The sequence below is a fragment of the uncultured Parabacteroides sp. genome (assembly GCF_905196875.1).
GTDB lineage: Bacteria > Bacteroidota > Bacteroidia > Bacteroidales > Tannerellaceae > Parabacteroides.
In genome coordinates, this window is the sequence record NZ_CAJJWO010000054.1 from 1 (window position 1) to 26,915 (window position 26,915).

The 26,915-nt window shown below is 40.2% G+C and carries 17 protein-coding genes; 1 reads left to right on the forward strand and 16 read right to left on the reverse strand.

Annotation, left to right across the window (positions count from 1 at the left end; all coding sequences use genetic code 11):
• From QZ076_RS16020 to QZ076_RS16030, 3 genes are all read right to left on the reverse strand, one after another.
• On the reverse strand, positions 1-2,885 hold a 2,885-nt coding region (locus tag QZ076_RS16020; protein ID WP_293714694.1), incomplete at its 3' end, for a SusC/RagA family TonB-linked outer membrane protein.
• 149 nt (positions 2,886-3,034) lie between these two features.
• The gene (locus QZ076_RS16025) at positions 3,035-4,207 is read right to left on the reverse strand and encodes a FecR domain-containing protein (RefSeq protein WP_293714695.1); all 1,173 of its coding nucleotides are present in this window, start codon (positions 4,205-4,207) and stop codon (positions 3,035-3,037) included.
• A 59-nt stretch (positions 4,208-4,266) separates the two neighbouring features.
• A complete protein-coding gene (locus QZ076_RS16030) occupies positions 4,267-4,824 on the reverse strand; it encodes a sigma-70 family RNA polymerase sigma factor (RefSeq protein ID WP_293714696.1) in 558 nt (185 codons plus the stop codon).
• 476 nt (positions 4,825-5,300) lie between these two features.
• Here QZ076_RS16030 and QZ076_RS16035 point away from each other — a divergent pair, with 476 nt between their 5' ends.
• Complete coding sequence (locus QZ076_RS16035; protein ID WP_293714697.1) at positions 5,301-6,119, forward strand: AraC family transcriptional regulator; 819 nt, start codon at positions 5,301-5,303, stop codon at positions 6,117-6,119.
• 5 nt (positions 6,120-6,124) lie between these two features.
• Here the strand turns inward: QZ076_RS16035 and QZ076_RS16040 are convergent, their stop codons facing one another.
• The 13 genes from QZ076_RS16040 to QZ076_RS16100 form a co-directional block, all read right to left on the reverse strand.
• A complete protein-coding gene (locus tag QZ076_RS16040; protein ID WP_293714698.1) occupies positions 6,125-7,918 on the reverse strand; it encodes an alpha-L-fucosidase in 1,794 nt (597 codons plus the stop codon).
• A 4-nt stretch (positions 7,919-7,922) separates the two neighbouring features.
• The gene (locus QZ076_RS16045; RefSeq protein WP_293714700.1) at positions 7,923-8,831 is read right to left on the reverse strand and encodes an alpha-L-fucosidase; all 909 of its coding nucleotides are present in this window, start codon (positions 8,829-8,831) and stop codon (positions 7,923-7,925) included.
• Between the two features lie 141 nt (positions 8,832-8,972).
• Complete coding sequence (locus QZ076_RS16050) at positions 8,973-9,335, reverse strand: hypothetical protein (protein ID WP_293714701.1); 363 nt, start codon at positions 9,333-9,335, stop codon at positions 8,973-8,975.
• 121 nt (positions 9,336-9,456) lie between these two features.
• Entirely contained in the window at positions 9,457-9,597 is a 141-nt protein-coding gene (locus QZ076_RS16055; protein ID WP_293714703.1) for a hypothetical protein, read from the reverse strand.
• The gene (locus QZ076_RS16060) at positions 9,579-10,928 is read right to left on the reverse strand and encodes a hypothetical protein (RefSeq protein ID WP_293714704.1); all 1,350 of its coding nucleotides are present in this window, start codon (positions 10,926-10,928) and stop codon (positions 9,579-9,581) included. The genes QZ076_RS16055 and QZ076_RS16060 overlap by 19 nt, the downstream gene beginning before the upstream one ends.
• A gap of 11 nt (positions 10,929-10,939) precedes the next feature.
• Positions 10,940-12,385: a sulfatase gene (locus QZ076_RS16065; RefSeq protein ID WP_293714706.1), complete on the reverse strand. Its 1,446-nt coding sequence runs from the start codon at positions 12,383-12,385 to the stop codon at positions 10,940-10,942.
• A 6-nt stretch (positions 12,386-12,391) separates the two neighbouring features.
• Positions 12,392-13,807, reverse strand: coding sequence for a sulfatase (locus QZ076_RS16070; protein ID WP_293714708.1), 1,416 nt, complete (start codon positions 13,805-13,807; stop codon positions 12,392-12,394).
• A 40-nt stretch (positions 13,808-13,847) separates the two neighbouring features.
• Positions 13,848-15,296: a sulfatase-like hydrolase/transferase gene (locus tag QZ076_RS16075; RefSeq protein ID WP_293714709.1), complete on the reverse strand. Its 1,449-nt coding sequence runs from the start codon at positions 15,294-15,296 to the stop codon at positions 13,848-13,850.
• A 113-nt stretch (positions 15,297-15,409) separates the two neighbouring features.
• The gene (locus QZ076_RS16080; protein WP_293714710.1) at positions 15,410-17,236 is read right to left on the reverse strand and encodes a RagB/SusD family nutrient uptake outer membrane protein; all 1,827 of its coding nucleotides are present in this window, start codon (positions 17,234-17,236) and stop codon (positions 15,410-15,412) included.
• Between the two features lie 11 nt (positions 17,237-17,247).
• Entirely contained in the window at positions 17,248-20,547 is a 3,300-nt protein-coding gene (locus QZ076_RS16085) for a TonB-dependent receptor (protein ID WP_293714711.1), read from the reverse strand.
• A 185-nt stretch (positions 20,548-20,732) separates the two neighbouring features.
• On the reverse strand, positions 20,733-21,491 hold the full coding sequence (locus QZ076_RS16090) for a DNA-binding domain-containing protein (protein ID WP_293714712.1): 759 nt from the start codon (positions 21,489-21,491) through the stop codon (positions 20,733-20,735).
• A 134-nt stretch (positions 21,492-21,625) separates the two neighbouring features.
• On the reverse strand, positions 21,626-24,022 hold the full coding sequence (locus QZ076_RS16095) for a glycoside hydrolase N-terminal domain-containing protein (RefSeq protein WP_293714713.1): 2,397 nt from the start codon (positions 24,020-24,022) through the stop codon (positions 21,626-21,628).
• Positions 24,023-24,309: 287 nt separating this feature from the next.
• On the reverse strand, positions 24,310-26,883 hold the full coding sequence (locus QZ076_RS16100; protein ID WP_293714714.1) for a PDZ domain-containing protein: 2,574 nt from the start codon (positions 26,881-26,883) through the stop codon (positions 24,310-24,312).
• Between the last annotated feature and the right edge of the window lie 32 nt (positions 26,884-26,915).

The window sequence follows — 26,915 nt, forward strand, 5'->3', positions numbered from 1 at the left end:
TGCAACATTGAATTGTACATCTGGTCGAAAGAGCCATACAACCCGTTGGTCACATAAGTTGAGCCATAGGTCTGATGCAAAGAGCGTAAACCCAGATTCTGGCGACGACTATAAAAATAATTGTTACTCTTACCTGTATGGCGTGTTACGCGTTCATCCCAATGCGACCAGTTGAAACCGAGATTATACCCAATCTCACCAATTTTATCGTTCCATTTCAGAGAAACTTCATACCCACCTTTACGGTTGGTTTCAAAGGGAGCATTGATCTGAGGCGTATTCGGCATACCTAAAATATCTGTCCGAATCTCATCCTGATTCATATCCATCTCATCCCCGTAATTCATATACAAGTAAGCCTCTACCGTCCCTTGCAAACGCTTGTCCAGAAGAGCGAAATCGATACCACCACTGATCTGACGGCTCTTCGACCAAGTCAAATCGCTAGCCACCTGAGACTCTTTCCAAACAACGGTCTGTGTCATTCCCTGACCAAATAATGCAGTAGTTCCCTCTTGAGCATATTGATTCATATAACTGAAAGGGGCACCGATTTCTCCTCCTACAATACCAAAAGCTCCCCTTATTTTCAGAAAATCCATCACATCGGGATTTATATTCTCCTTGAAGAAAGACTCTTCAGATACCACCCAACCAGCAGATACAGACTGAAAAAATCCCCAACGTTTATCCGGACTATAACTCAAAGAACCATTATAATTCGCGTTATACTGCAATAAATATTTACCAGCATAATCATAGCTGATACGTCCGATATAGGAGGCCGATCCCCATTTTGATTCACCTCCGCTTTTACTGACATATTCTGCCCCTTGTGTTATCTGAGGTACAAATGTTGTCGGATATCCTTTGGCAGCTACGGAAGTTGCATTTGTATGGCGGATCTGCGATTGATAGTTCAACATACCATAAATCGTATGCTTACCGAATGTACGGTTATAATCCACTTGAAAAATACCGGTAGTCAATTTATAATTACTCCACGAATGCGTCACCTTAGCATTATTCGGATTAAAAACGACCGGATCCTTTGATGTAGGAGTAGCGTAGGTATTTTCAGGTGTATGCTCGAACTTTTTATTCATATTATAGCTCGTGTTATAATTGACTGTTCCCGACAGAGATAGTCCTTCGACCCATGGCAATTGCCATTTCAGCCCCATACTGACCTGCAGACGATTATCATCCGCATTATCAAATCCCGTACGCATCTTGGCAGCCGGTGAGTTTTGTCTGTCAAGCCCTGTGCTCCAAACACCTGGTAGATCCGGCATCGGACGATCATATATTTCGTTGAAAACACCATTACCAGCCGCCGGTCTCTTCTTTTTCGACATATTCCCGTTCAGGTTCAATACAAACTTAAGGCTTTTATCTTTCAAAAGATACGCATCCGTATTCAGCATCACATTATATTGTTCATAGCCGAATGTAGGACTGACACCTTTCTGATTCATATATCCCAAACTTGAATAATAACGAACTCTATCACCACCGCCACGAACACTCAGATTTGTCTGATACATCGGCTGTGTGTGATCGAAGAAATCCCAAGGATCATAGGAAGTATAATAATCCAGAATATTCTTTTGCGTTTTAAACGGATTAAATAAATCCTGAATATCCGTCAAAGTGTAATTCATTCCATACTTATCATTCACCATTGACATGATATCGTTATGGTTTTTCCCTTGTTTGTTCAGATACCCCATATAAAGTTTCGACATTTCAGCATCGTCCTTCCATTTGGTTTCCATAAAGTTAGCAGAATACATATTATTACGCCACTCAGCATAATCGTATGCTTCCATGGTACGAGGACGATAAGAAGGGGTCATCACAGAAATCTTCTGATTAAAGGTGACATCAACACGACCTTCCACCCCTTTTTTGGTAGTAACCACTACCACACCGTCATTTGCACGCGGACCATAAATAGCTGTAGCACTGGCATCTTTCAGAATGGTCATCGATGCTATGTCGTCCGGACGTAAACGGTTGAAAAAGATTTCTCCCTGCGCAGTTTCTAAAACTACGTCATCAATCACATACAACACCTTATCTCCACCACGAATCCAAATCTTGGTAATCTCGCCCGGAGCACCGCTGCTTTCTTGAGTGAAAACCCCAGTTACACGGCCACCCAAGCCTTGCGACATTGTCATCACCGGAAGTTTTGCCAGTTCTTTCACCTGAACGGTCGCAGCAGAAGCTGTTAGAGTTTTCGTCTTTTGTGCTCCACCATACCCGGTTATAACCACTTCATCCACCAATTGTGAATCTTCTTCCATTCGAACTTTGAGGTCCGTTTGTCCTTTTTTAACATCCAAATGAATGGTTTTATAACCAATATAAGAAATAACAAGTTTTACTTTATTCGGCAAATTTTCTATTACAAACCTACCGTCAATATCAGTCACGGCTCCCTGAGTCGTTCCTTTTACAGCGACAGACACCCCTATCAACGGTTCGCCGGAAGAATCAACGACTATACCTGATATATTTTCTCCTTTTTGTTGCGCAACAAAAGCCGGTGGCATGGGAGCAACTTTCTTTTTTACAACAACCTGAGTACCGTTTACCTGATAAGTCAACGATGTTTTCTCCAGTAAAGGATTCAGTATATCCTGAATAGAACCTTTTACTATTTTAGGGATCACTTGAGTATTCAGCTCATTCTCTATCTCATCCGAATAGAAAAAAACATATCCGGTTTCTGTTTCAATCTGCTTAAAAACATCCCGTATGGTAGATTGTTTTTGTTCCAGTACTTGTTCTATTGATATAGATAAATTATTATTTGCATAGGTATAAGATATACTCATACTTAGCAGTAATACAATTATATGTCTGATTTTTTTCATACATTTGTATCTCTTTAAGTTTTTCATTATTAATTGGAAAATTTAATTCTCACAGTCCGGACGATCTTGCCCATCGTTCGGACTTTTTCTCTTTTTTTAGTATCACTCTCACGATTTATGTTTCATAGGCACTCACTGTTTTTAATTATTTATTCTATTAATAAAGTATCTGATTCAAAACGATAGTGTATATCGTAAAGCATCGAAAGCGTTTTCATAACCTGTTCTATATCATCAAACAAGACTAATTTCCCTGAACTTCGACGTTTAGAAATAGCCGAAGTACATTTAATGGGAATATTATAATATCGACTTAAGCGCATTAAAATATTAGACATATTTTCTTTTTTAAACTGAAGCATACCGTCTTTCCAAGAAATGTAATCGCGCACATCAACCGTTTCAATTTTATTTTTACCGCTCATAAACGATAACTTTTGATTTGGGACTAATCGTATCTGTTCATTTATTTTCGAATTAACGAAAACACAACCTTCTACCAAGACTACAGAGCTTTCCTGCTCATCTGCATAGGAGGATATATTAAATTTAGTGCCTAACACATTGACAGTAAAATCATCAGTCCTAACTTGAAAAGGAATCTCATTTTTTACAACTTCAATGTATATTTCACCTTCCACATCTATCAAACGTTTGTCAGCATCGAACTTTGAGGGGAAATGCAACACACTCCCGGAATTTACCCACACTCGTGATCCGTCAGCCAATAACAAAGATGAACGCCGTCCACGAGGGACCACCAACGTATTCATCGTAACTTTTGAAGAATCACAATCACTAATATCTTTTTTTATAACATTTCCCTTGCTTTGTACCGTAATATCCGAATCATAGGCAATTAATGCATTATCTTCCACCTGTACAACATCTTGTCCTCCTATTATCAAAGTCACCTCCGTATGAGTCGTATCTGTTTGTGCTTGTGTCAAAACATCCGAATTATCCACAGGTAGATCACGATTCAATACATAAAGAGCAGAAACACTTAATAGCAATAAAACTATACAAGCTGCTGCATACCGAACAAAAAACAGATTCCGTTTGCTACTTTTCTTCTTCAAACTATGTTCCAAGCGTAACCACAATTCTTGCGATGTACTTTTAGAAACTTTATGTTCGTTTAAACGCGTAGACTTTAAAATTACCCGTGCTTGCTTAACCTCCAATGACAATTCAGGATGCAGTTCTTGCCACAGCTCCCACTTCTTGTCCAGCTCTTCGGTAGGCATTAAACACCACATGATAAAATCAGGATCATGGAGTAATTTTTTTACTGTTTGTGAGATTTTATTAGTGACCATCTTACTTCTTTTTACATCTCATTTTATGTATAAATGACAAAAAAACAAAAATGCCCCCATTAAAATAAAAAAAAATGATGGTATAAAAATAAATAAGTGAAAGTTATTCCATATTGTTCCCGAATGCGGTCGATAGCACGATAGACTAATTTACGGGTTCCTTTGGGTGTAAGTTGAAGAATAATAGCAATTTCATCATACTCCAACTCTTGCATGAAACGTAAATAAACAGCTTCACGCTGACGATTGGTCAAACATCTCATCATACCATCTATTTGTCTGGTGAGTTCTTTTTGTTCTTCCTTTTCTTCAATAATATCTAACCCGGAAGTTACAACAGCAAAAGGGATATCATTAATATCTTCGACAAATTCCATGTTTACTTCTTGTCTTTTATACAAAAGAATTCTATTTTTCAAGCACTTGAAAAGATAATATTTCGCATATTTCTGATCTCCTAATTCATTTTGGTGTTCAAAAAGATGAAGAAATACATCATGGATAAAGTCGTATAGAATATCTTCCTCCAGACCAAATGCCATTCCATACGAATACATCTGATTTAGATATTTCTCATATAAAATTTTATAATTGCTGCATTTATCTATTAGATCCATCACTACAATAATACAAAGCAAACAACATTAACATAATTCTGGAAGAACTAATGTGTATAAAACACAAAGATAACATTTTATAGCTTAAAACTGGTTAATATTTTGATGAAATACCATTAAATAGGAACTTTTATTCGCATTCCAATCTCCACAAAGCTAATAAATTCATGAATAAAAAAGAAAATCACTAAAATACACCTAAGTTCTTCCAGAACTTAGGTGCAACTACTCCCCCCTTATCCTCCAAAAAGTAAAAAAACTGTATCTTTGTCCTCGGAATGGATAAACACAGTCAACCAAAATCAGGACGAGACAGTGATAGATAAGTGATAGAAAAAAAATAGTATCTATCACTACCTACATGAATTGAAAAACATTAGATTCACAACAGTCCGTGATAGTGTGACAGTAGATTAAATTTTGATATTATACAAAAAAAACATATCATTGCATAATCTTATTCTAAACATGAAAATATGCTATATCTAAATCAGACATACGAGCTATTAACAGGTGGGTATTATTTAGGGAACTCATCATGGAACAAAAAACACACAGAAATTGACAATTGTTTCAAAATATACCAATTAACAGAAGGAGAAGTGTTTGTTTGCGATAAAGATCAAACTTTCAATTTACAGAAAAATAATTTATACTTCATAAACGGGAATAAACTTAGCAGTCAATATTGCAGCTATTCATTTTCAACACATTGGTTACATTTTATTCCTAAAAATTTAACAATTTATCAAGGATTGCTATCGTTACCTACGGTCATTAAACTCCCTACACAAAAAATAAACTTTCCGGATTTAATGCCTCTATTGGAAAAATTACTTACCACCACAACTTCTTCAAGTTGGGAATACTCTTTAAACATTCTCCATATTCAAACATTGCTGCAAACAATCACTTTGGAATTGTTTACACTATATCCTATAGACCAATTATCAATATCCATTGAAACCCAACGAATAGAACCAGCCATGATATACATGAATCAATACTATAAAGAACCTATCAAATTAGAACAATTGGCTAATCAATGCTGTATGTCACCTAACTACTTTCATAAAATATTCAGAAATACCCTAAATATGACACCGGCGAATTATCTTACGCTCCTACGTATGAATGCTGCATTACAATTATTAACTGATGAACAACAGACAATAAAAAACATCGCCTATGAATTGGGATTCACAGACGATGCTCATTTTTGTCGATCGTTTAAGAAATACTACGGAATTCCTCCCGGAGAATACCAAAAGAGACGAAAGGATATCCTTATTTAAAATCTTTATTCACCATAAACAGTGTAAGAGATTGCATTTGTCACATTTTCTGAAAATTCGACCTTTACATATTTGGCATTCTTTCCATCCAACAAAGCTCCGGCCACATAGGATGTCACAGGCATGAAAATCGTTTTTTCCGAAATTGTGACAGGGGCTTGTTGTTCCCATGTCTTTCCATCTTTTGAAAAAGAAAGTATAATATTTCCCTGCATGCTATGCGATGAATCGAATTTCAGACTCTTTATGGTTCTAATTCCATCAAGTTTTATTTCTGAAAACTTTCCTGATGTAACTTTACCAGTACTTAAAACCTTTCCAACAGTATATCCGGACAAATCCTTAGAAGATTCCACATCTTCTGTTGTTAAGTTTTTATCCACTGTCAACTCCAAAACTACAGGTGATTCTATTTTTGCCAAAGTTCTCATATCGATCCTATAACCATCATCTACTTGCTTCAACGAAAGAGCATGTCCGCTTATATCTTCAGACTTAACAACCCTAAAACCTGATAACTTCGGTAAAAATATATTTCCGGACTCCGGACTCTTAATTATATGAACATACACTTTATTATTTTTAAAAGTCGTTCCTCCCCACTCATCCGGTAACCACGGTCCCCCTTGAGTATTATAAATAGAAGATCCATACTTTTTCAAATAACCTCCCACTTTTACAAATGTATTTTTTTGTTCTTCGTCCCAAGAGCCATCCCATTTCATTCCCCAGCTAAGGAGTAAATTTCCATCCCCGATGGCTGTAGATTGGAGCTTTTGGAAAATTGTCAATGGCGATTTGACTGGAGTGGGAGTATAAGACCAACCACCACAAAGTGTCATACAAGTTTCCCAAGGTCGCCGATTCTGAAACATCCCTATCCGTTGTTCCGGTGTATCAAAATCACCTGGCAAACTTGCCCTGTTATTGATCAGAATACCAGGTTGCAATTCACGAATCATTCGTGTCAACCGTTCTCCATCCCACATATCTGCAGTAAACATTCCTCCCCAATAGTTTGCATCAAACCAAAAGATATCAATCTTCCCATAGTTTGTGCATAACTCACGAACAACATTAAATTGATAATCGATATACTTCTGATGATTCTTACCAGGTTTAATAGTTTTTCCTTTTTTTGCCTGAAAATAAGGAGGAACCGTTATACGTTCGGCTATCTCCGGATCAACAGGCTGATAATCGGGATGATACCAATCTCGTTGAGAATAATAGATTCCAACTTTAATGCCAGCCAAATGACAAGCATCTACAACTTCACGGATAAAATCCTTCTTATAAGGTGAATTTGTCGACTTAAAATCCGAATATTGCGTATCCCACAAATGGAATCCATCGTGATGTTTGGCTATCACGACCATATATTTGACACCCGAAGCTTTGATGATTTTCACCAACTCTTCTTTACTAAAGTTTTCCAACCTCAAGGAATCCGCCCATGATGTCCATTCTTCCCGAGGATACAAAGAAGTTTTACTCAATCCGTCCGGTAAGACACGATCTCCAATGATCCCCCAACTCAATTCTTTATTCACAAAAGTGCTTAATCCAAACGAAATAAACATGCCATATTTAGCATCCTTAAACCACTGTAAATCCTCTTGGGAAGCATAGTTACTACCATCCCATTCAGCATCTGGAACAACCTGGACCAAATATGGTTTCGTTTTTATGATTTCTTCCAGATTACTTCCCGGTAATAAACTTTCCTTGATTGTCCATTGCGCGAATAATGATTCTGTCACAAGCAACAGATAAAATATTGCTATATATTTTTTCATTTTACTAATTGTTTTTCTGATAATTCTCTATCATTTCCCCTACCTCTTTCAATGTCTTCACATCAATATCTCTTATTTTACCGTTATAATCCGGTCCGACATTAATTGAAAATATATTCCCATATTTGACAGCTTCTTTATAATCATTAAATATTTTATCAGCAGAATGACATAAATTATCATGTTTAGGCAACGAATAAAACCAATCAGCCCCTCCCTTATGTTTTGGAAGTATCGGATAAGTAAATTCTGCTACCAAATATCCTTTATAACTTCCTTCATTTTCCTTATTGTTATGACTGGCATCTGTATCACCTAATTTACCGGCCTTACCTCTCTCACGAAGGCAAAGACGCCCTGATGGTTCACCTGTATTATATCCGACAAAGCAATTCGGTTGAAATTGATGAACCCAACGGGTTGTTTCTTCATGCGACAAACCGCCATCACCAACAGCATGATCAAACCAAATCAGTTCAATTGGCCCATATTGTGTCAATAATTCTTTTAACTGAGCTTTTTTTACCTCCGGATTAATTCCTCCGGCATCATAATTTCCGCGACCACCTTTCCCGCGCTTCGCTCCCGGCCAGTTCCAATCAGCTTCCGAATAATACAAACCTAACTTAATACCATACTTGTCACAGGATTTACGTAACATTTTCAATACATCCTTTTTTAAAGGAGCATTGATCACTTTTAAATCCGTAGTCTTCGTATCCCATAAACAAAAACCATCATGATGTTTAGTCAATACATAAATGTAATTCATTCCGGCTTCTTTAGCCACTCTTGCCCATTGATCTGTATCACACTTTGTCGCACGGAAAAATTCAGGCGGCAACTCCTGTCCGGTCCACTCTATACCGGAAAATGTACTAAATGACCAGCAGATAAACATTCCAAATTTCATATCCGAAATTTGTTTTGCCCTGACCTCATCCGGTATTTTCTCTTGAATGATCATACTTTTTTTCTGAGGGACAACAGATAATGAATGTAAAAAACAAACACACAGAATAATAACTTTCAATTTCATGGCTTACATATTTAATTAATCAACTTCTTCTTCCGATGCTTTATAAATTCCTATTTCTGCAATTTGCAGTAAATCGCGGGATTGCCTAATAACAATACGAGCTTTCTCCGTTTCCACCGGATCGAAACGAAGAATACGTTTATAACCGATGGTCGTCCCTTCCGCTACAACCTTCCACTGATTATCCATCCAACACTCCAATGCGAAATCTTCTACCCGTTGGCCTTCCGTTATATTTTCCTGTAATAACAAACGATCAGTTGCTCCTTCCGGGAACGAACAGGAAGTAATATATTTTTCCTTCTGTCTGCTATCACAAGAGAAAAAAGAACAGAAAGCCAACCCTAATAAAAAATAGTTCATCAAAAATGTCCTCATGATCTTAATATAGTATTTAAAGCAATAAAAAACCTACTTTTGAATGCTACAAAAGTAGGTTTTATCTGTACCCAATCATTGAATAAACAATGCCAATCTTTGTATAATCTTATTTTTCTATTCAACGAACTTTCATGACCACCTCTATCTTGTCCACATCCGGTCCTGTTTCTTTCGGATTACTCAACCGGATCACATTGTCAACTTCCTCCAACTGTTCCAGCCCATCATCTGAGAACGTGCCTACTGCGCCTCCGTACAACTATTCAGCCACCAACCCAAATACCCCCAAGCAATATGTGCCCCGAACCATTCCTCACGAGAAGGAAAAGTATCTTCTTTTTTATCCTGGTAATATTGCCCGGTAACATCCCGGTCGAGCATAAATATCATTTCTTTATTACGAGCAAAAGCCCAGTCCAATCCTTTAACCGAAGCCTCACGATCCCAGCCGAACAGATGAGCCATAACATCCATCAGCCAATAGTTAGCCTGCCTTTTTCCTCCCCAATCATTCCCCTCCGGAAAATAAATAAGGGAAGAAGCCTTCCCGTCATCTGTTTTCTGATACATCGTTTTTCCATTGAACAAGCGCTCAGAAAGAGCATAATAAACCACATCACCATTATACAAAGAAGACTGTAGCCATTCTTTTCCAGCCAATTCATACGTCCATGCGTTGATCGCATTCAACATAAATGCCGACATATAATCCGGATGCATTATCTTATGGTTGACTACTGTTCCGTCAGAGTTCATATTACTGCCGTTCAACACCTTGTTCAGCACCATACCATCCACCGCGATTGCTTTCCGGGTATCTTCGGGCATGGCATAAGCAGAAAGCTGTAATTCGACCAGCTTCCGCATCCACCCCCCGTAATGGTTGTGACCGGGCATCATCACCGTAGCAACAGCCAGAATATTTGAGTTCCATCCGTTTTCTTCGGCTTTGGTATCCCCTTCCGAGAGTATGTTCCCTGCCAGATCCCGATAATAAGGCACCTTGTAATCGAGGAAGCGGTCCGCCTCATGTACTGTCATCCGGCAAACTAACTCTTGATCCGAAGCAGACAATTCATCCCATAGAATCCAAGCCGCATGTGCAGCTCGTGCTGCCCATAAAGCACTTTGCCATTGGTCTCCCCAACCTTCCTTACCGATATTCGCTTTATGTCGGTAAGCGATCGAACGGATCAGCTGAACTGTCATTTTCATAGCCTCCCGTTCGGACACGTATGAAACCGACGGGTCGTAAACTCCCGTTCTCAAGCAAACTCCCAACGTAAGAGCATGGTGGGCCGCCGGGCGTATGAAATGCTCCGTCTTTCCCCCGAAATCGAAATATTCTCCAGTCTGATCCTGAAAACGCTTTATCTCTTTATACCATTTATTCAAGGTATACCGGTTGTTTAACCTCAACATATATCTCATTTCGTCCGAAAAAGCTCCTTGGGGAGCCGGACGCTTCCATTTGTCTGGTGAAACTGGGACCACCAGTTCTCTCAACTGTTTTACTTCATCGGCAATGCCCTTTACAGGACAAAACAGCAAACAATAAACTAATACAACACAAAAACTAAAATACTTCATTATTTATTCTTTTATATATTTATTTCCTTATTCTCTTTTATCGCCCTATTTGCATCTTCTCCCATCCGGATCATAACCTTTACAAGATCGGGATATTTGGATGCCATATTGATCGTTTCCCCCAAATCTTTTTCCAGATCATATAATTCAACTGGAAGTTGCTTCCCCTGACGGTCAGTCTTTGGCATAATCAGTTTCCAATGCTGATAACGGACACTTTCTATACCTCCGCGAGGGCGAAACCCAAATACCGCTTTATGAGGAGATTTCGCATTTTTCTCTCCTTTCATCAAAGGTAATATGTTTTTCCCATCGATCGGGCGATCTGTCGGAATCTCCGCACCGGCCACAACTGCTATTGTTGTAAATAAATCCATACCGGTTGTCAATTCGTTACATTCTTTTCCTGCCGGTATTACCCCCGGCCAAGTCAAAATGCAAGATACACGAATGCCCCCGTCATACTTCTCCTGATATTTGCCGCCACGTAACACATGCTTACGATTAGGATCGGTTTCCCCGAAGCGACCATAACAATTCTCAAGTTCCTTATCCTTATGGATTAGCGGACCATTGTCGGAAGTGATGATTATCCATGTATTATCTTCAATTTTCATCCGTTTCACCATATCCATGATAACCCCGACCGTATTATCCAGATACTCCACTGCATCCCCGAAAGCTCCCGCTTGGCTTCTACCCTCGAATCCGCGTGGTATAAAATAAGGCGTATGCGTTTCTATATTGGAATACTGCAAATAAAACGGTTTCTCCCTTTTTACTGAATTAAAGATGAATTTACAAGCTTCACGCTGGAACAAAGCGGGCAATTCCGCCAAATCGTTATTGTCGCATTCCTTTATGACTTGTGCCTGCCGAATCAATGGTATAGCCGGGTCGCTGATACCGCTGGGACGTACTCCTGTCCCTCCCAACCGTTCCGGTCCATGGTCGTTAGGATAGGGTATCCCTACAAATTCATCAAAACCATGTACAACAGGAAGGTACTGAGGCAAATGTCCCAGATGCCATTTCCCGACCAAACCGGTCGTATATCCCTGCTTTTTCAATAGTTCGGCAATACAAACTTCCTCTTCATCTTCCAAACCATTCGGAGTATGAGGAAACAGAACAGACAAACCAGTTCCGTTATTTACACGAGGAGCATACCTTCCTGTCAACAATGCGGCACGGGAAGGCGTACTGGTACCATGAGGAGCGTAGAAGTCGGTAAACTTCATCCCCTTCTCCGCCAACGCATCGATATTCGGAGTTTTAATATCCTGGCTACCGAAACAGCTCAGATCATCATAGCCGACATCATCCATTAGGATATGGATAATATTCGGACGTTTCTTTTTCCCAGCCTCTTTATCATTTCCGGCAAAGCCCTGCATAGGCATCATAGAAACCAGCAAACCAGCCTTCAGCAATAAAATCTGTTTTTTATAATCCATAATAAATTACTTCTTATCAATTAAACCATGTTGACGTTGTCCGGTCGGTTTACGACGAGTCAAGTTGTCGCCCAAGTCATCACGCATATCGTCCGCTATTTTCATCAACCGCTGTACCACCTCAGGATATTGCGAAATCACATCATAACGTTCACCCGGATCACGCCGCAAATCATAAAGAACAGCCTTACGTATTTCTTTCATAGTCAATTTACCCGGTTGCCCATCATTACCAGGGACATATTCTTCGTAAGTAGCATGTTTATGCGGAAAGATAAGTTTAAAAGTTCCATCGGTCACAGCTTCAAGATCATTCTGATTGAAATAATAGACAAAAGAAGTACGCGGATTAGCATTTTTTTCACCTTTAATCAAAGGCAATAAACTGACTCCATCAATTCGATGCGCAGGAAGCGGAGACTGGCTGACCTCGGCTATCGTAGGGAAAAGGTCGATGTTGGAGGCCAACTTATTACAGCTTGTACCCGGTTCGATTTGCCCTTTCCAATACATCACGCAAGGTACACGATTACCGCCGTCGAAAGTGGCAGCTTTGGCTTCTCGCAATCCACCGGTCGACCCGGCATGGTTACCGTAATTAGCCCAAGGGCCATTATCTGAAGTCAATATAACTAATGTGTTTTCTTCCAATCCTTCCTCACGGAGAGTTTTAAGTACCTCCCCTACGCTCCAATCGATCTCCATCATCACATCCCCGTAAAGCCCCTGCTCGCTCTTCCCCTTGAATTTGTCAGAAACGGCTAGTGGCACATGCGGCATGGAATGTGCCAGATAAACGAGGAAAGGCTTATCCTTGTTCTTGCGGATAAAGTCGACGGTACGGGCAGTATAGTCTGTCGTGAACTTTGTCTGGTCAGTGTTATAGCCTATCACTTTATTACCATCGGTGGTCGGCAGATCGGGAAAATTAAAAACTTCTCCCTGTTGAGGATGATAGGGCCACATATCGTTCGAGTAAGGCAATCCATAGTATTCATCGAAACCGTTCTGCAAAGGGAGGAACTGATGAGCATCGCCCAGATGCCATTTTCCGAATATAGCAGTCCGGTAACCTTTTTGCTTTACCAGTTCCCCTAAAGTCATCTCATTCTCATGAATACCATACGGACAATCGGGGCCCGGTGCACCTGCAAAACCAATACGATTCGGATAACACCCTGTGAGTAACCCGGCGCGAGAAGCACCACTTATAGGCTGTCCTACCAGAAAATGAGTAAAACGCATTCCCTCGGCTGCCATCCGGTCGATATTTGGTGTTTCATAGCCGATGGCTCCATTAAAAGAAAAATCGCCATAACCAACATCATCAAGATTGATTACTATAAAATTCGTGGGATCGGCTGCTTGCGCCCATACAGGGACAACAGTACCGGCCACCAATAAAGAAAGTGTATATTTCATTATGCTATATTATATTTAACTCATTATTATTCTAAAATTGTCACTGTGTTATATTCCACCAATTCTGCCCAACCTTATCATACGATTTACGACCATATTCTTTTCCGGAAAACGAGCTTTCATAACTTTTCAACTGCGCCGACAAAATTTTGCGTAATCGTTTGGTAACATCAGGCAACAGTTCCACCAAGTTATGCTTTTCACAGGGATCATCCTCTATATCGTACAATTCATACTGACTTTCCGAATAATATAACTTATATTTTCCCTGTATCACAGCCCCCTGGCGTCCCGAACAAAATACCAATTCTTTCTTCTTTGTCGATGCCTCCCCTGTTATCAACGGCCAGAAGGACTCACCATCCAACTCACGTCCAGCAGGATAGGCTACACCTATCATATTCAGCAAAGAAGGCAAATAATCGGATGTGGAACACGGTTCCTTCAAAACCCCGGGTGTCTTTATCCGATCAGGCCAAACCATAAATGCCGGAACCCTTATCCCGCCTTCGTGTAAAGAACGCTTCTTTCCCATATAACTACCCGCCGTACCCGGCGTATTCAGTTCAGGCCCGTTGTCGCTACAAAACAATATAATCGTATTTTCATATACCTGCTTGTTTTTCAGAAAAGAAACCATGCGATCCACCTGTTCATCCAAAGCCGTAATACAACCATAATAATTTTTTTCTTCCAAAGAATAGTTTTCATATAAGGCAACATGTTCAGAACCTGCAACACAAGGCAGGTGAGGAGCATGAAACCATACGACACTGAAAAAAGGCTTCTCTTCAGCAACCGAGCGATCGATAAAGGGCAGAACACGATCCATAATAACCCGGCTATCATCACCAGCTAAACCTTCGGTAACTTTATTGCCTTCTATATCCCAATAAAACGTACCATAAGTCAAAGCTGTATCCTTATCTTGTATATAATCCCAAAAACGACCATTGTTTGTCTGTGGTTTAAGCATCGGATCAAAAGTCGGAACTTTAGATTCTGTCACAAACGCCACATCATAACCATGCCATGCGGGAGGATTATATAAATGCTCGTTTTCAGGACGCCCCCTGTTCGCATCGATCTCTTTACAAGTCAATGTACCCAAATGCCATTTACCAAAGTGACCTGTTGTATAACCGGCCTGTTTCAGAAGCTCGGGCAATGTAATTTCCTCCGGTCGCAAAATCCCTTCATTTGCCGAAAAAACACCTGTACGGAAAGGATTACGTCCGGTGAGCACACTAGCTCTGGTTGGCGAAGACAAAGGTCCTGCCGAATAGAATCTATCCATTCTCACTCCTTCAGCTGCTAGCCGGTCCAAGCAAGGTGTTTTAATCATCCGGTTACCATTAAAGCCGACATCTGCCCATCCCATATCGTCGGCCATAACCAAGATTATATTAGGTAGCTTAACTGTTTGTTGCGCATTAGATACCCAAAAAGAAAGGAGAAGACTACCTATTGTCAATATATTTTTCCTCATGATATTATAGTAAAGAAAAACAAAGCACAGAGATATCAAACTGTAGGCAAACCATCAACCTTGCAGCTTTATATCTCTGTGCATAGAACTATTTAGATTACTTCAAACAATTTTTAATCCTTCCAGCCCGGATTCTGATCCAGATTAGGATTCAACACTGTCTGTTTTAATGGTATAGGATACAAGTAACATTTATCCGTCCAACCCGGATTAGGTTTTTCAATGTAAGTTACGCAATTCTTATACCGCGGCTGTTCAGAGCCATTATAAAGGCTGTTCGCCAAAGCCTCATTATCATAATCTTCTATATTGTTGATCTTGACACCTACTGGTTGAGAATTCAGATAAGCGCCTTTTTTCCAGCGTTTTATATCATCCATACGAAAACCGGATCCCATCAACTCCACACATCTTTCGCGTCTGATCTCCCACAAGACCGGATCAACATCCGAATCGCGGTAAGCATCAAAATCACTTCCAATCTCATTTATTCGCATGGAAGGAATATGAGCACGAACACGTAACTGATTAATAGTCTTATCAGCCACGGACTGGTCGAATCGTCCAAGTTCGGACATCGCCTCCGCATGGTTTACCAGTACCTCTCCCATACGGAATACCGGAGCATCCGTTCCCTGATTCTCACGATATTCCGCACCCGGATAATTATTATAATAGCGATAGAAATAATAACCGGCACGAGTCGGCAATCCACCAACTTTCACTGCTTCCAGATTCGGGACCTTTCCAGTATAAGTTGTCGGGCCGTTGAACAGAGGGAAATGTTTCTTCTCTTTGGAACCGCCCACGATTTCGTTCATCATATCCATGTATTTACGATCCTCCGGATTATCCGTATATTCCCAAGAAGTCCTGTCTGAAGATAATTTCACCTCATAAGGTGGGCAAATCGTATAGTACAAACGGTAATCACGGTTTTCAAACTCATCGTAAACCGTATTATCACCTTTATATGCTTTCGACGTGGAGACCGGCTTTCCGTCAGAACACAGATAATGTTCCACTAAACGCTTGGTTCCTTCCATTAAATACTGATACTCACGGGTATCGTTTGTCAGATTATGAGACTTCTTCGAATCATATTCCACATACTCTTTGTAAAGCAATATGCTACTCTCATTTTTCAATGAAAGAGAATTGAACACCGCATCGTAATCAGCCACTAATCCCAAATTCTGATCAATCAAGCTTTGAGAAGCTTTCACACTCGCCTCCAGATATTTCGTGCCATCCACGCTATCTACCTCGCCATGATATTTTCGCCAGGTTCCTTCAAAAAGTCCAAAGCGCGAAATTAATGCTCTAACTACATTTCGGTTGATCGTATTCTTTCCGTCTCCATCGGGATTTATATGTTCTTCCGCATATAAAAGATTAGTCAAAATATTATTGGCCACTAGTTCGCGTGAATCTTTTTTCCCGTACAACAGGTCTGTATCCTCCGTTTTTACGACATGTTCTACCCAGGGAAGTTCACCGAAATTTTTCATCAAATCGAAATAAGCCCATGCACGGAAAAAATAACCGACACTTCTCCAATGCTCCTTTTCCTTATCCGTCATAGAAGAGCCATCAATATTATCCAGCATGATATTCACATCACGGATAAATTTGAAACTCCACATGTCAGAGGATATATTCGAAGCATCCAGGCGATTGTTCACCAAGCTAATCCCATTCGGGCTTTGTGCCCAATACAACATATCTGATTCATCACCAGTATGAGGACGGGAATTGTATCCGGAAATTTGTGTTTTATACAACCCCCAAGCATACATTTTAAAATTATCATAATTCGTAAACACGGTACTTTCAACCTCCTTATCGATAGGAGTACGATCCAGAAAAGCATCGTCCAGGCAGGATACCAACCCTACGCTCAGTAACAAACCACCTGCCAATATATATTTCATTTTCATATAGTCAATTATTATAGAGTCATGTTAATACCAAAAGAACATTTCTTCATGAAAGGATAGAGTTCGTTGATACTCATCGTCTGTTCAGGATCCATACCTTCATACAAATGATGGTTTGTCCACAGATCTTCTCCACTGAAGAATACTTTGAATGAGCGGATCACTTTCGTTTTTTCCAACCACTCGGACGGGAATGTATAACTTACGGTTATGTTTTTCAATTTAATATAAGCACCGTTCATCATATACTTAGTCTGCGTACGGCGGTTAAAGCCATCAGTTCCCTGGTTGATCCCCGACTGATTACCCAAACGCGGATAATAAGCATCTCGGTTTTCCGGTGTCCAGTAATCCAAATGATGAGCCAATACAGTTGCAGCAGCATCCGGATTATCGGTATTGGTGTGCGGCCATGCCAGGAACATTGCAGGTGAAGAACCTCCGACAATCAGGTCACGTTTGCCTACTCCCTGGAAGAACAGGGATACATCGAACCCTTTCCAACCTAACCCGGCAGTTATAGAGTATGGGAAACGACGGCTATTATTACCGATAATCTTACGGTCACCGGGATTTTTTGCCGTATCATCTCCCGATGCATCAATCTTTCCATTACCATTCAAATCCTTGAACAAGATGTCTCCCGGACGAGGGTCACGGACATAAGGGTCAATTGTGGGTACCCCTTTTTTCAAGGTATAGATACCTTTTTCTTCATCTATAAACGAAAAATCATCTTCCGTATAATAACGATCCGTTACAAATCCCCAGATTTCACCGATTTCCTGTCCTACACGGAATGTTGACTGCTTTTTCCCGTCTATCATTGCGGTTAAAGATTCAGTCGGATTGTCAAATCTCGTTATTTTCGAACGGGAATCGTATAAATTAAAACCTATGTTGTAACGCCAGTCTTTACCTATATTGTCACGCCAGTTGATAGCCAACTCCCAACCCTTCGTACGGAGATCTGCTGAGTTTTCCAACGGAGCAGTAGTCCCTAATATAGACGGCAATTCCTTACCCGGAGCCAACATGCCTTTCGTATCTCTGCGGTACCAGTCGAATACTACATCCAGGCGGTTATTGAACAATCCCATGTCAAAACCGATATCCAATGTTTCCACTTTCTCCCAGGTAAACGAAGAACTGAACAAAGCCGGAGAAGTACGACCAATCATCCAATCGCCGTCATACAACCAAGCATCGGTTGTCTCCATCGTACCCAGATACGCATAGTTGGCAATCGCCTGGTTTCCTACCTGCCCGTAAGAACCTCTCAGCTTGAAGTTTGTCAAATATTCTTTCGACCAGTCCATAAACGATTCTTCGGAAAGTCTCCATCCCAAAGAAACAGACGGGAAGAATCCGAAACGATTATCTTCCGGGAATTTGGATGAACCATCATAACGGCCGTTCGTTTCAATCAAATATTTCCCCTTATAATTGTAGGCCAACCTGTAATAAAGCCCGCGCAGAGCATACTCATCGTAAACGTCTCCCGTTGTCTGGGTTCCGCTGGAGCCTGCCAAAGAAGGATGGTCGGGGTTTATCACATTCAATTTTTGCCCCCACAATTCCTGGCGATAACTGTACTCCTGGTTGAAACCACCCATTACGGACATATTATGGTCGCCCCATGTTTTGTCGTAGTTTCCATATATATTGATGGCGTTATAGTTTACATGTATCTCGTCAAGGCGATAAGAGGTATTTCCACTATGCGTATACCCTTTCTGAAATGCTTTTTCAGCATTCACATACGCCATCTTCTTTTTATACTCCTCTTTGCTGGTATTCGTACGGTTAAATGTATATTCTGCATTGATAACCAATCCTTCTAAAGGTTTAAAGATTGCTTTTCCGAACAAACGTATATCCTCTTTCTTCTGCGTCTTCAACGGAGAGTTTTCAATATTCCAACGAGGAGTACCGATCGGTAAAGTTTCTCCGCCCAATTCCACATTTCCTTCCGGATAATAAGAAGGTAATAACTGAGCCAGACGGTATGGGTTCCAATCCCTCAAAGAGTTCATATTAGGTTCGTCAGCCCTGGAATTAGCATATTTTATATCCGCCTGAAACGAAAGCCATGGCGTAACTTCCGTATTCACGAATGAAGATACGTTATATCGCTTGTAACTATCTTTGTCCGTCACCAATATACCATCTTCATCCAGGTAACCGAATGACAGGCGGTAAGCGGTCTTCGCTGTTCCACCGTCGATAGAAGCATTATGGGTCTGTTGGAAACCTGAACCGTCCAACATCCTATCCAAATGGTTGACTTCCCTCAAATCGTAACGTTGCCCAGTCTCATCTATAATGTATCCCGACGGATATTTCGACGGGTTAACCTCATAATCCTCCAAGTATCCCAACCAGGTATCTATATGCTGGTTACCCATAGCATAACGTCCAGTCTTATAATTCATATCTTTATAGAAACGAACGGTTTCCATCGGGCTTGCCTTTTGGATAAGCCCCTGCGGAGTAGAAAAGGCAAAGTTATTGCTATAGTTAATACGCATTTTTTGATCCTTAGCCGACTGCTTGGTCGTAATCAAAATCACACCAAAAGCGGAACGCGCCCCATAGATGGCAGCAGACGCAGCATCCTTCAATACAGTTACCGTTTCAATATCCGACGGTGAAATCATATTGATATCCATCGGTACATTGTCAACCAATACTAACGGCTGGCCTTCACCATATTTGTCGATATTGATGCGATTTATACCACGGATATTCATATTCATGCTTTCTCCCGGCTTACCACTGGAAGAGGTGATCTGCAAACCGGGCATAGTACCCTGCAAAGCCTGTTCGACAGAAACAACCGGACGGTCACCCATCACTTCTTCCATCTTCACGGTACTCACCGCCCCAGTCAGATTCGCTTTCTTTTGCGTACCGAAGCCGACAACAACGACTTCGTCCAACGCCTGCGTATCCTCAACCAATGTTATGTTTAAAACTTTTTTACCGGCCACCGACAATTCCAGGGTGTTATAACCGATATAAGAAACCTGAAGTACACCATTTTCCGGCATTTCCAACGAAAAATTACCATCAATGTCTGTAATGACTCCATTTGTCGTCCCTTTTTCCACGATATTCGCTCCGATAACAGGTATACCACTTTGGTCGATAACCGTACCTGTTACAATCTTCCTGTTTTGTTGCTGTAAGACAGTTTCTATCGTGACACTTCGACTATCGCCATTCACAGCCTGCAGTAATCCCACAGGACTGACCATCGCAACAGCCAACAGTCCCATAAATCGTGGGATTTTCTTTAAATTTTTCATAATTCTATTTGTGTATATATTAACTATCAAGTGATGCATTTCTCCCAACAAATAACCAGATTTGTTACAAGACAGTAACTCATCGAATAACTGCCTTATAACGCATCTGGTTACTGCCCCATAACTAATCAAATTATTGCCTTACTACCAATCTCTTATTATTATCCTAAATTTACCTCTGCATTTTATTCGATTACCGGACGGTCATTATTACCTACGATCAATGGTATTCCATACTCGATCGAACGCGGTTCTTTTAGCATAACAGCACTATTTGAATATTGTGTCACGATACGAAGCGTATAGTTTCCGTCTGCCAGATCTGCAGGTACACGCGCAATTACCGTCTTCGGATCATTTTGTGTCAAACGACGAGTAACAGGGGTTGCTACACCTTCGGCATTAACAAAAAAGACACCGACTCCTTCTGCCTCACCGGCTACACGGATACGTTCACCATTAATCAGGATATCATCACCCGGAGTAATAGATCCGTCGGCCAGATTAGTAACAGTATCCGTAACCAATCCGATGCGAGCATTGGTATCTTTTACCACCAACACCTCTACTCCCACATTCAATAAATCTTTTCTCAATTCTGAAGAAGGAGCCATACTAACAGTGATTTTATGTTTTTCCGGATCAAATTTGGCTGTACTGCCGATCCAGGGACCTGTCACACGCGGGGTAAATTGGCAAACCTGAGTTAATACACTTGTACCTTCCTGTAATGCCTCACGAATAATACGGTCGCGTTGATTCATAATAGATAACAATGTATCGTATTTTATTTCAGAACCTTCATTAATAATACGCTGTGCAAGATCCTCATTGCGTAATGTTTTTCCAACAGTAGACACCTCGGCCGTATAGTCATTGTCTACATCTTTAGTCAAAAGATTCGGTCTTAGCCATACTTTCCAGATTTTTTTGTTTGTTTCCATGGTATTTAAAATTAATACTTTTTTTCATGCGCAAAAGTAGCTCTTACGCATATTATCCTATTGTAGCAAATTCATAAATTCTTGTATAATCTTATCCTATTTCAGAAGATGAGGATCTATTTTTCTCGTATTCGTCAATTGTATTTAACTTCAAAAACATCTCCTTTTTGCATATCGATATGAACAACATTATTAGACCGGATAATTGGAGCTATTATTCTCTTATTTTTATAATATTTCTCATGTCCACTCCTTTCGGGTAACTTCAGTTTCAATGTATTACTTACCGTTGCGGAAACGGACACATGCTTAACAATCTTATTACTCCAAGACAAATTTACCTCAAAACCTCCACGGGCACATAACCCCTTATAGTTACCGGAAGTCCATTGATCCGGCAGACATGGAAGAAGTTCCACATATTCCTCATGACTTTGGAGTAACATTTCAGCTATACCTGCAGCTCCGGCTTCATTTCCATCAAAAATAAAAATATCAGTCGGCGCACCGGCAATACCTTTCGGGGATATCGTTAACATATTTTCCCGACTTAAGTCATTTATCAGACAAAGAATACTTTCATAAGCTTTTTGACTGTCTTTCAAACGTGCAAAAAAATTAACCATATTGGCTCTACTCCATTCCACATCTTCCCAGTTTTTCGCAGCTAACCGCCTGCTAATAGAAACGGTTGCTGCATTAGCCAACTCGGGAGTCTTATCCAAAGATATCTGAGAATAGGGATACAATGCCAATAAATGACTGGTATGCCGGTGATTAGGCACTGCCTCTTCATAGTCGTCCAACCATTCCTGAAGTTGACCATATTTTCCAATTTTAAAAGGAGGTAACTTTTGAATACCGCTTATAATACGTTCTCTAAGTTTTTTATCCACTTGTAATAATTCAGATGCATTCAAACAGGCATTCAATATTTCATAGACAATTACCCTGTCACAAGTAGGCATCATAGAAAGTGCCAATCGTTTTCCATGCCACATGAAATAATTCTCAGGGGAAGCGGAAGGGCCGGTCAATAAATAGCCCGTAGACGGATCTTCAATCATATAATCCAACAAAAACAAAGATGCCTGTTTCAAAACCGGATAGGCACGTCGCAAGAATTGCCGATCATTCGTAAAGTTATAATAATCCCACAAATGAGATGCCAACCAAGCCCCTCCGGTAGGATGAAGCCCCCATCCGGCATTCCATCCCGGAGCAGTAAACCCCCATACATTTGCGATTGTATGAGCCACCCAGCCATCACAACCATACACTTTTTCTGCTGTTTTACTTCCAGACTCCACCAAAGTTTCTACATAATTAAACAGAGGAATGTTACATTCACGCAAATTACAAATATTTGCAGCCCAATAGTTTTGTTGTGTATTAATATCCAAGTGATAATCACAACTCCATTGCATATTGCATGCCAGATTATCGTTCCATAATCCCTGAAGATTAGCCGGTAACGGAGAATTTTCACGTGAAGAAGAAATCAACAAATAACGACCGTAATGAAAAAAAAGGGCTACTAAATCTGGATCATCATGACCCTCTTTCATCCGCATCAAGCGTTTATCTGTCGCCATATCCTCTTCTCCTTTACCTAAAGAGAGATTTACACGATTGAACAAACAGCCGAAATCAGTCATATGTTCTTGTTTGAGTGTTTCATAATTTTTTCCTGCTGCACTATTTAAAGTTGATAAAGCAGCTTCTTTCATATCTCCCTGAACAAAATCCGTACGAAGGTCTGCGATCAAAATTACCTCATCGGACTTTTCGACCAACAAACTTTCTTTACACTGTTTAACCTTTCCTCCTGTTGAAAGAACCTTTATACCTCCATAAAATCGAACACCGCCGGGACCAAAATAAGGGAAAGTGGCTTGTCCTGTAAAGCAGATCGTATTATTTTCTGTCGTTACCACAGATTCTCTCAAGGGGTTCAAGCGTACTTCAAAGTTTTGCTTTCCTTTTTCCGATGCTGTTAGACGGATCACCAACACTCCGGCCGGATTAGAACAAAAATATTCCCGATCATATGTAATCCCATTTTGCTCATAAATAACGGTTACTACTCCTTTGGCCAAATCAAGCATACGGACATAATTATGTATTGGTTCGTCTGATTTTCCAAAGACCAACTCTATATCCCCAAACGGTACATGAGAACCAAAAGAGTTCCGCTTTCCCACCATTTTTTTAGAGGCCAACGCGTTTCCTTCATCCACCTTCCCATTCAAAAAAAGCTGCTGTATTTCTCTCAGAGCCTCCTTCCCTAAAAAAGTTTCTTGATTTGGATCTTTCTGTCCAGACCAAAGAGTAATCTCGTTAAATGCAATTCTTTCCTCAGCTACTCCGCCGAACACCATTCCTCCCAATCTTCCATTTCCGATAGGCAATGATTTCATCCAATCATCAGCTGGTTTATCATACCACATTTTCAATGTCTTTTCCTGGCCCGAAATTCCTTGCAGAGCAAAGAAAAATCCACAAAACAGACATAACCATTTGTTTTTCATATTCAATAAATATATTAGAACAAGTAACAGAATGCTTGTTTATCAGTACCCTAAAACCTTATTCTATATAATGTCTATTAAGTCCCTGTTTAAATTATCAAAACAAAGTACAATTTATAAGATTACTCCCATTGATGCATACATCAATGAAAAAAACATCCAGCCGATGCTGATTCAAAATAACTTTTTCCCCAGAAAAACTACTTTTATTTTTCGTAAAAGTAGTTTTTAAGCATATTATCCAATTGAATAAAATTCATATATCCTTGTATAATCTTCTCTCATATTCAAAGATCAAGTATTATTTCGTGTGCCGGCGGATTTCCGTCTACCCAAAGTTTGATATTCTTTTTCCGGCGATTTACTTCTTTATGTAAATCATTGATTGTTTTAATACTAACCCCGTTTACCTGCAAAATAACATCGCCCGCACGTCCTCCAGCCTTATACAAGGCTGATACCGTTGGAACATCGATCAAAATAACACCTTTGATATCATCAATACCGGCAGCAGATTTTTCTGTGTCAGTTGTCATGTTTTTGATTTTCGCACCCAGCCATGTCTGAATTTGATCGTTAGCGACACAGATGGTCTTCTTTGGAAAGAGAGGTTTGTCATATTTCCGATGAGCCTCTATCGCTTCTTCCCTATACTCAGGAACCGTTGACCCGAAATCATCCAATGAAAATTCTTTGAATCCAACTTTAAATGCCGGAGAATTTTTCTTGAGCTTGAAGTTCTGCTGCTCCATATCCTCGAACAAAGGATCCGCAGCGACTGAATGGACATCCAAACCCTTACCTTTCCATTCTTTCAAAGTCATCTTTGGTGAAAAACCTCCAGCTACCGAACCTCTCAACGCAAATGCCACGGCCTTTTTCGACACCAATGAATAATATAAATTATAATCATATTCTTTCACCTGGGTCGGTTTACAATGAATTCCCTCAAAGACAACATCCGATTCCGTATTCACATAAATATTACTCCTTACAACATCTTCGGGCGAATCAAAACAGACATGTTTTCCCGGAGGAAAATTCCCTATACAAATATTATTCTCGACAGTCCTATAAAACCCTTCCCGCAATTTAAAACTACATCCTAAAGTCAGGTTGTTATAAATATGAAAGTTAGAAGAGCCATCATCCAAATCAATACCCCATGAATGTGTATCTACCGTATGTCCGAAACGATTATGACGAATGATTGTTGTTTTATAGCTATCCAGGCGGGAACGTTCTTTGGCATGTTCATGGCCGGACTTCTGTATACCATGCATTTTCATCGTCCAGTGACGGTCACGCCCCCAGGAATTAAACGGTCCATGATCAGCAGTAGATAGAACCGTATGAAAAACATCATTATATTCAATTACATTTCCTCCCCACGAACCGTCATTAATACAGATTCCGGCACGAGGCAAATCATAAATGGTATTATGGCTGACCGTATTCTCCGCACACATAGACAAGAGGATACCGGCTGCCTGCTTTTCCAATTCGCCAATACGTGTAATCAAATTATTGTCTACCTTGCAATAACGAGGATAATTATCCGTTTTCGGTCCCGGAGTGAGATCCGTACTTTGCTCAAATTCACGATAAGGTTCTTTCCATACCAGATATGATAATATATATCCCCACTTTTGACTCAAATCTTTCACATCGATTTCATCCGTAACATCACACCAGGGAGAATCGCGCATGGCATCCCGACTACCGACAAGAACAATGCCATTTGCTTGTAAATCTTCAAAACGACAGCCTTCTACTGATGAATAACGGTTATAGTTGCTCAATATAACGCCATTTCCTCCCAACTGTTCAAACCGGCAGTCTTTTATTTTACAATTTTCCGTTCCTTCTAATGAAACAACTGCATTACGATAGATCGCATAATCACCGATAGGGAGATGTTCCAATGTCAAATACCATGTCGAACGTGTTTTCTCAAACTGAATATTCTTAAATGTGATATGCTTAACAGGATTCGAGAGAGAACCTTCCATTCGTATAATTGTTGAATTTACCGGAACTTCAAATTGTAAAGACCGGATATCCGATACATCTTTCAACGGATAATAATACAGCTTCCGGTTCAATTGATCATAAAACCATTCACCGGGAGAATCCAATTCTTCAAAGACATTCTCAACGAAACGATCCTGTTTATGCAATTGTGCCTCATTATACATCGTTGTCGTATTGGTGGAAACCAATCGCAAATGGGGTATATTATTCTTTACATCCACCAACTGGTAATGCATGCTTCCCCATTTACCATGCTGCATGCCGTGTACATAAGCACCTTCCGGAGATTTCCATCGGGCAACCCGTTCGGATGAGATACAATCGGAAGCCACACCACCAAACGGTCGTTTTCGAGGAATAAAATTCGGGTATCTAGCCAAAGGCATAGTCTCTCCATTTACCCACATCGTACGGGGAGTAAAGCCTTTTTCATTCTTCAGTTTTGCATCTGCAACCCAAATGGAATCATTATACGTTTTCCATTCAACCTGAAGAGGCAGACTTCCCGAAAACACGACTTGCTCATCCGGATAAGCCTGATAAATAATCGGATATTCTTTACTACCGGAATCTTCCGGATATAGTACAAACGGTTCCTCAAAACGATAAACACCCCCACGAAGAAAAACAGAAAAGCTCTGTTTCTCTCCTTTTGACCGTAACTGCCGTATCTGATCTCTCGCTTGTTCCAATGTTTTAAGAGGACTTTCAATTGTCCCTTTATTTGCATCACTTCCGTCAGGAGATACATAAAGTTTTGTTTGAGCGGAAGAATGCCAGATACTTACCCATAATAAAAGAATTGTACAATAAATGTTTTTCTTCATATACTTACCTTTTTGAGAGCAAGGAAAATTTT

Coding starts and splice junctions, on each gene's coding strand:
- QZ076_RS16080 (WP_293714710.1), bottom strand. CDS start 17,236: ATGAAAATGAAATATATATTGGCAGGTGGTTTGTTACTGAGCGTAGGG.
- QZ076_RS16045 (WP_293714700.1), bottom strand. CDS start 8,831: ATGAAATTTGGAATGTTTATCTGCTGGTCATTTAGTACATTTTCCGGT.
- QZ076_RS16090 (WP_293714712.1), bottom strand. CDS start 21,491: ATGGAAACAAACAAAAAAATCTGGAAAGTATGGCTAAGACCGAATCTT.
- QZ076_RS16075 (WP_293714709.1), bottom strand. CDS start 15,296: ATGAGGAAAAATATATTGACAATAGGTAGTCTTCTCCTTTCTTTTTGG.
- QZ076_RS16040 (WP_293714698.1), bottom strand. CDS start 7,918: ATGAAAAAATATATAGCAATATTTTATCTGTTGCTTGTGACAGAATCA.
- QZ076_RS16060 (WP_293714704.1), bottom strand. CDS start 10,928: ATGAAGTATTTTAGTTTTTGTGTTGTATTAGTTTATTGTTTGCTGTTT.
- QZ076_RS16025 (WP_293714695.1), bottom strand. CDS start 4,207: ATGGTCACTAATAAAATCTCACAAACAGTAAAAAAATTACTCCATGAT.
- QZ076_RS16100 (WP_293714714.1), bottom strand. CDS start 26,883: ATGAAGAAAAACATTTATTGTACAATTCTTTTATTATGGGTAAGTATC.
- QZ076_RS16065 (WP_293714706.1), bottom strand. CDS start 12,385: ATGGATTATAAAAAACAGATTTTATTGCTGAAGGCTGGTTTGCTGGTT.
- QZ076_RS16085 (WP_293714711.1), bottom strand. CDS start 20,547: ATGAAAAATTTAAAGAAAATCCCACGATTTATGGGACTGTTGGCTGTT.
- QZ076_RS16050 (WP_293714701.1), bottom strand. CDS start 9,335: ATGAGGACATTTTTGATGAACTATTTTTTATTAGGGTTGGCTTTCTGT.
- QZ076_RS16070 (WP_293714708.1), bottom strand. CDS start 13,807: ATGAAATATACACTTTCTTTATTGGTGGCCGGTACTGTTGTCCCTGTA.
- QZ076_RS16030 (WP_293714696.1), bottom strand. CDS start 4,824: ATGGATCTAATAGATAAATGCAGCAATTATAAAATTTTATATGAGAAA.
- QZ076_RS16095 (WP_293714713.1), bottom strand. CDS start 24,022: ATGAAAAACAAATGGTTATGTCTGTTTTGTGGATTTTTCTTTGCTCTG.
- QZ076_RS16035 (WP_293714697.1), top strand. CDS start 5,301: ATGCTATATCTAAATCAGACATACGAGCTATTAACAGGTGGGTATTAT.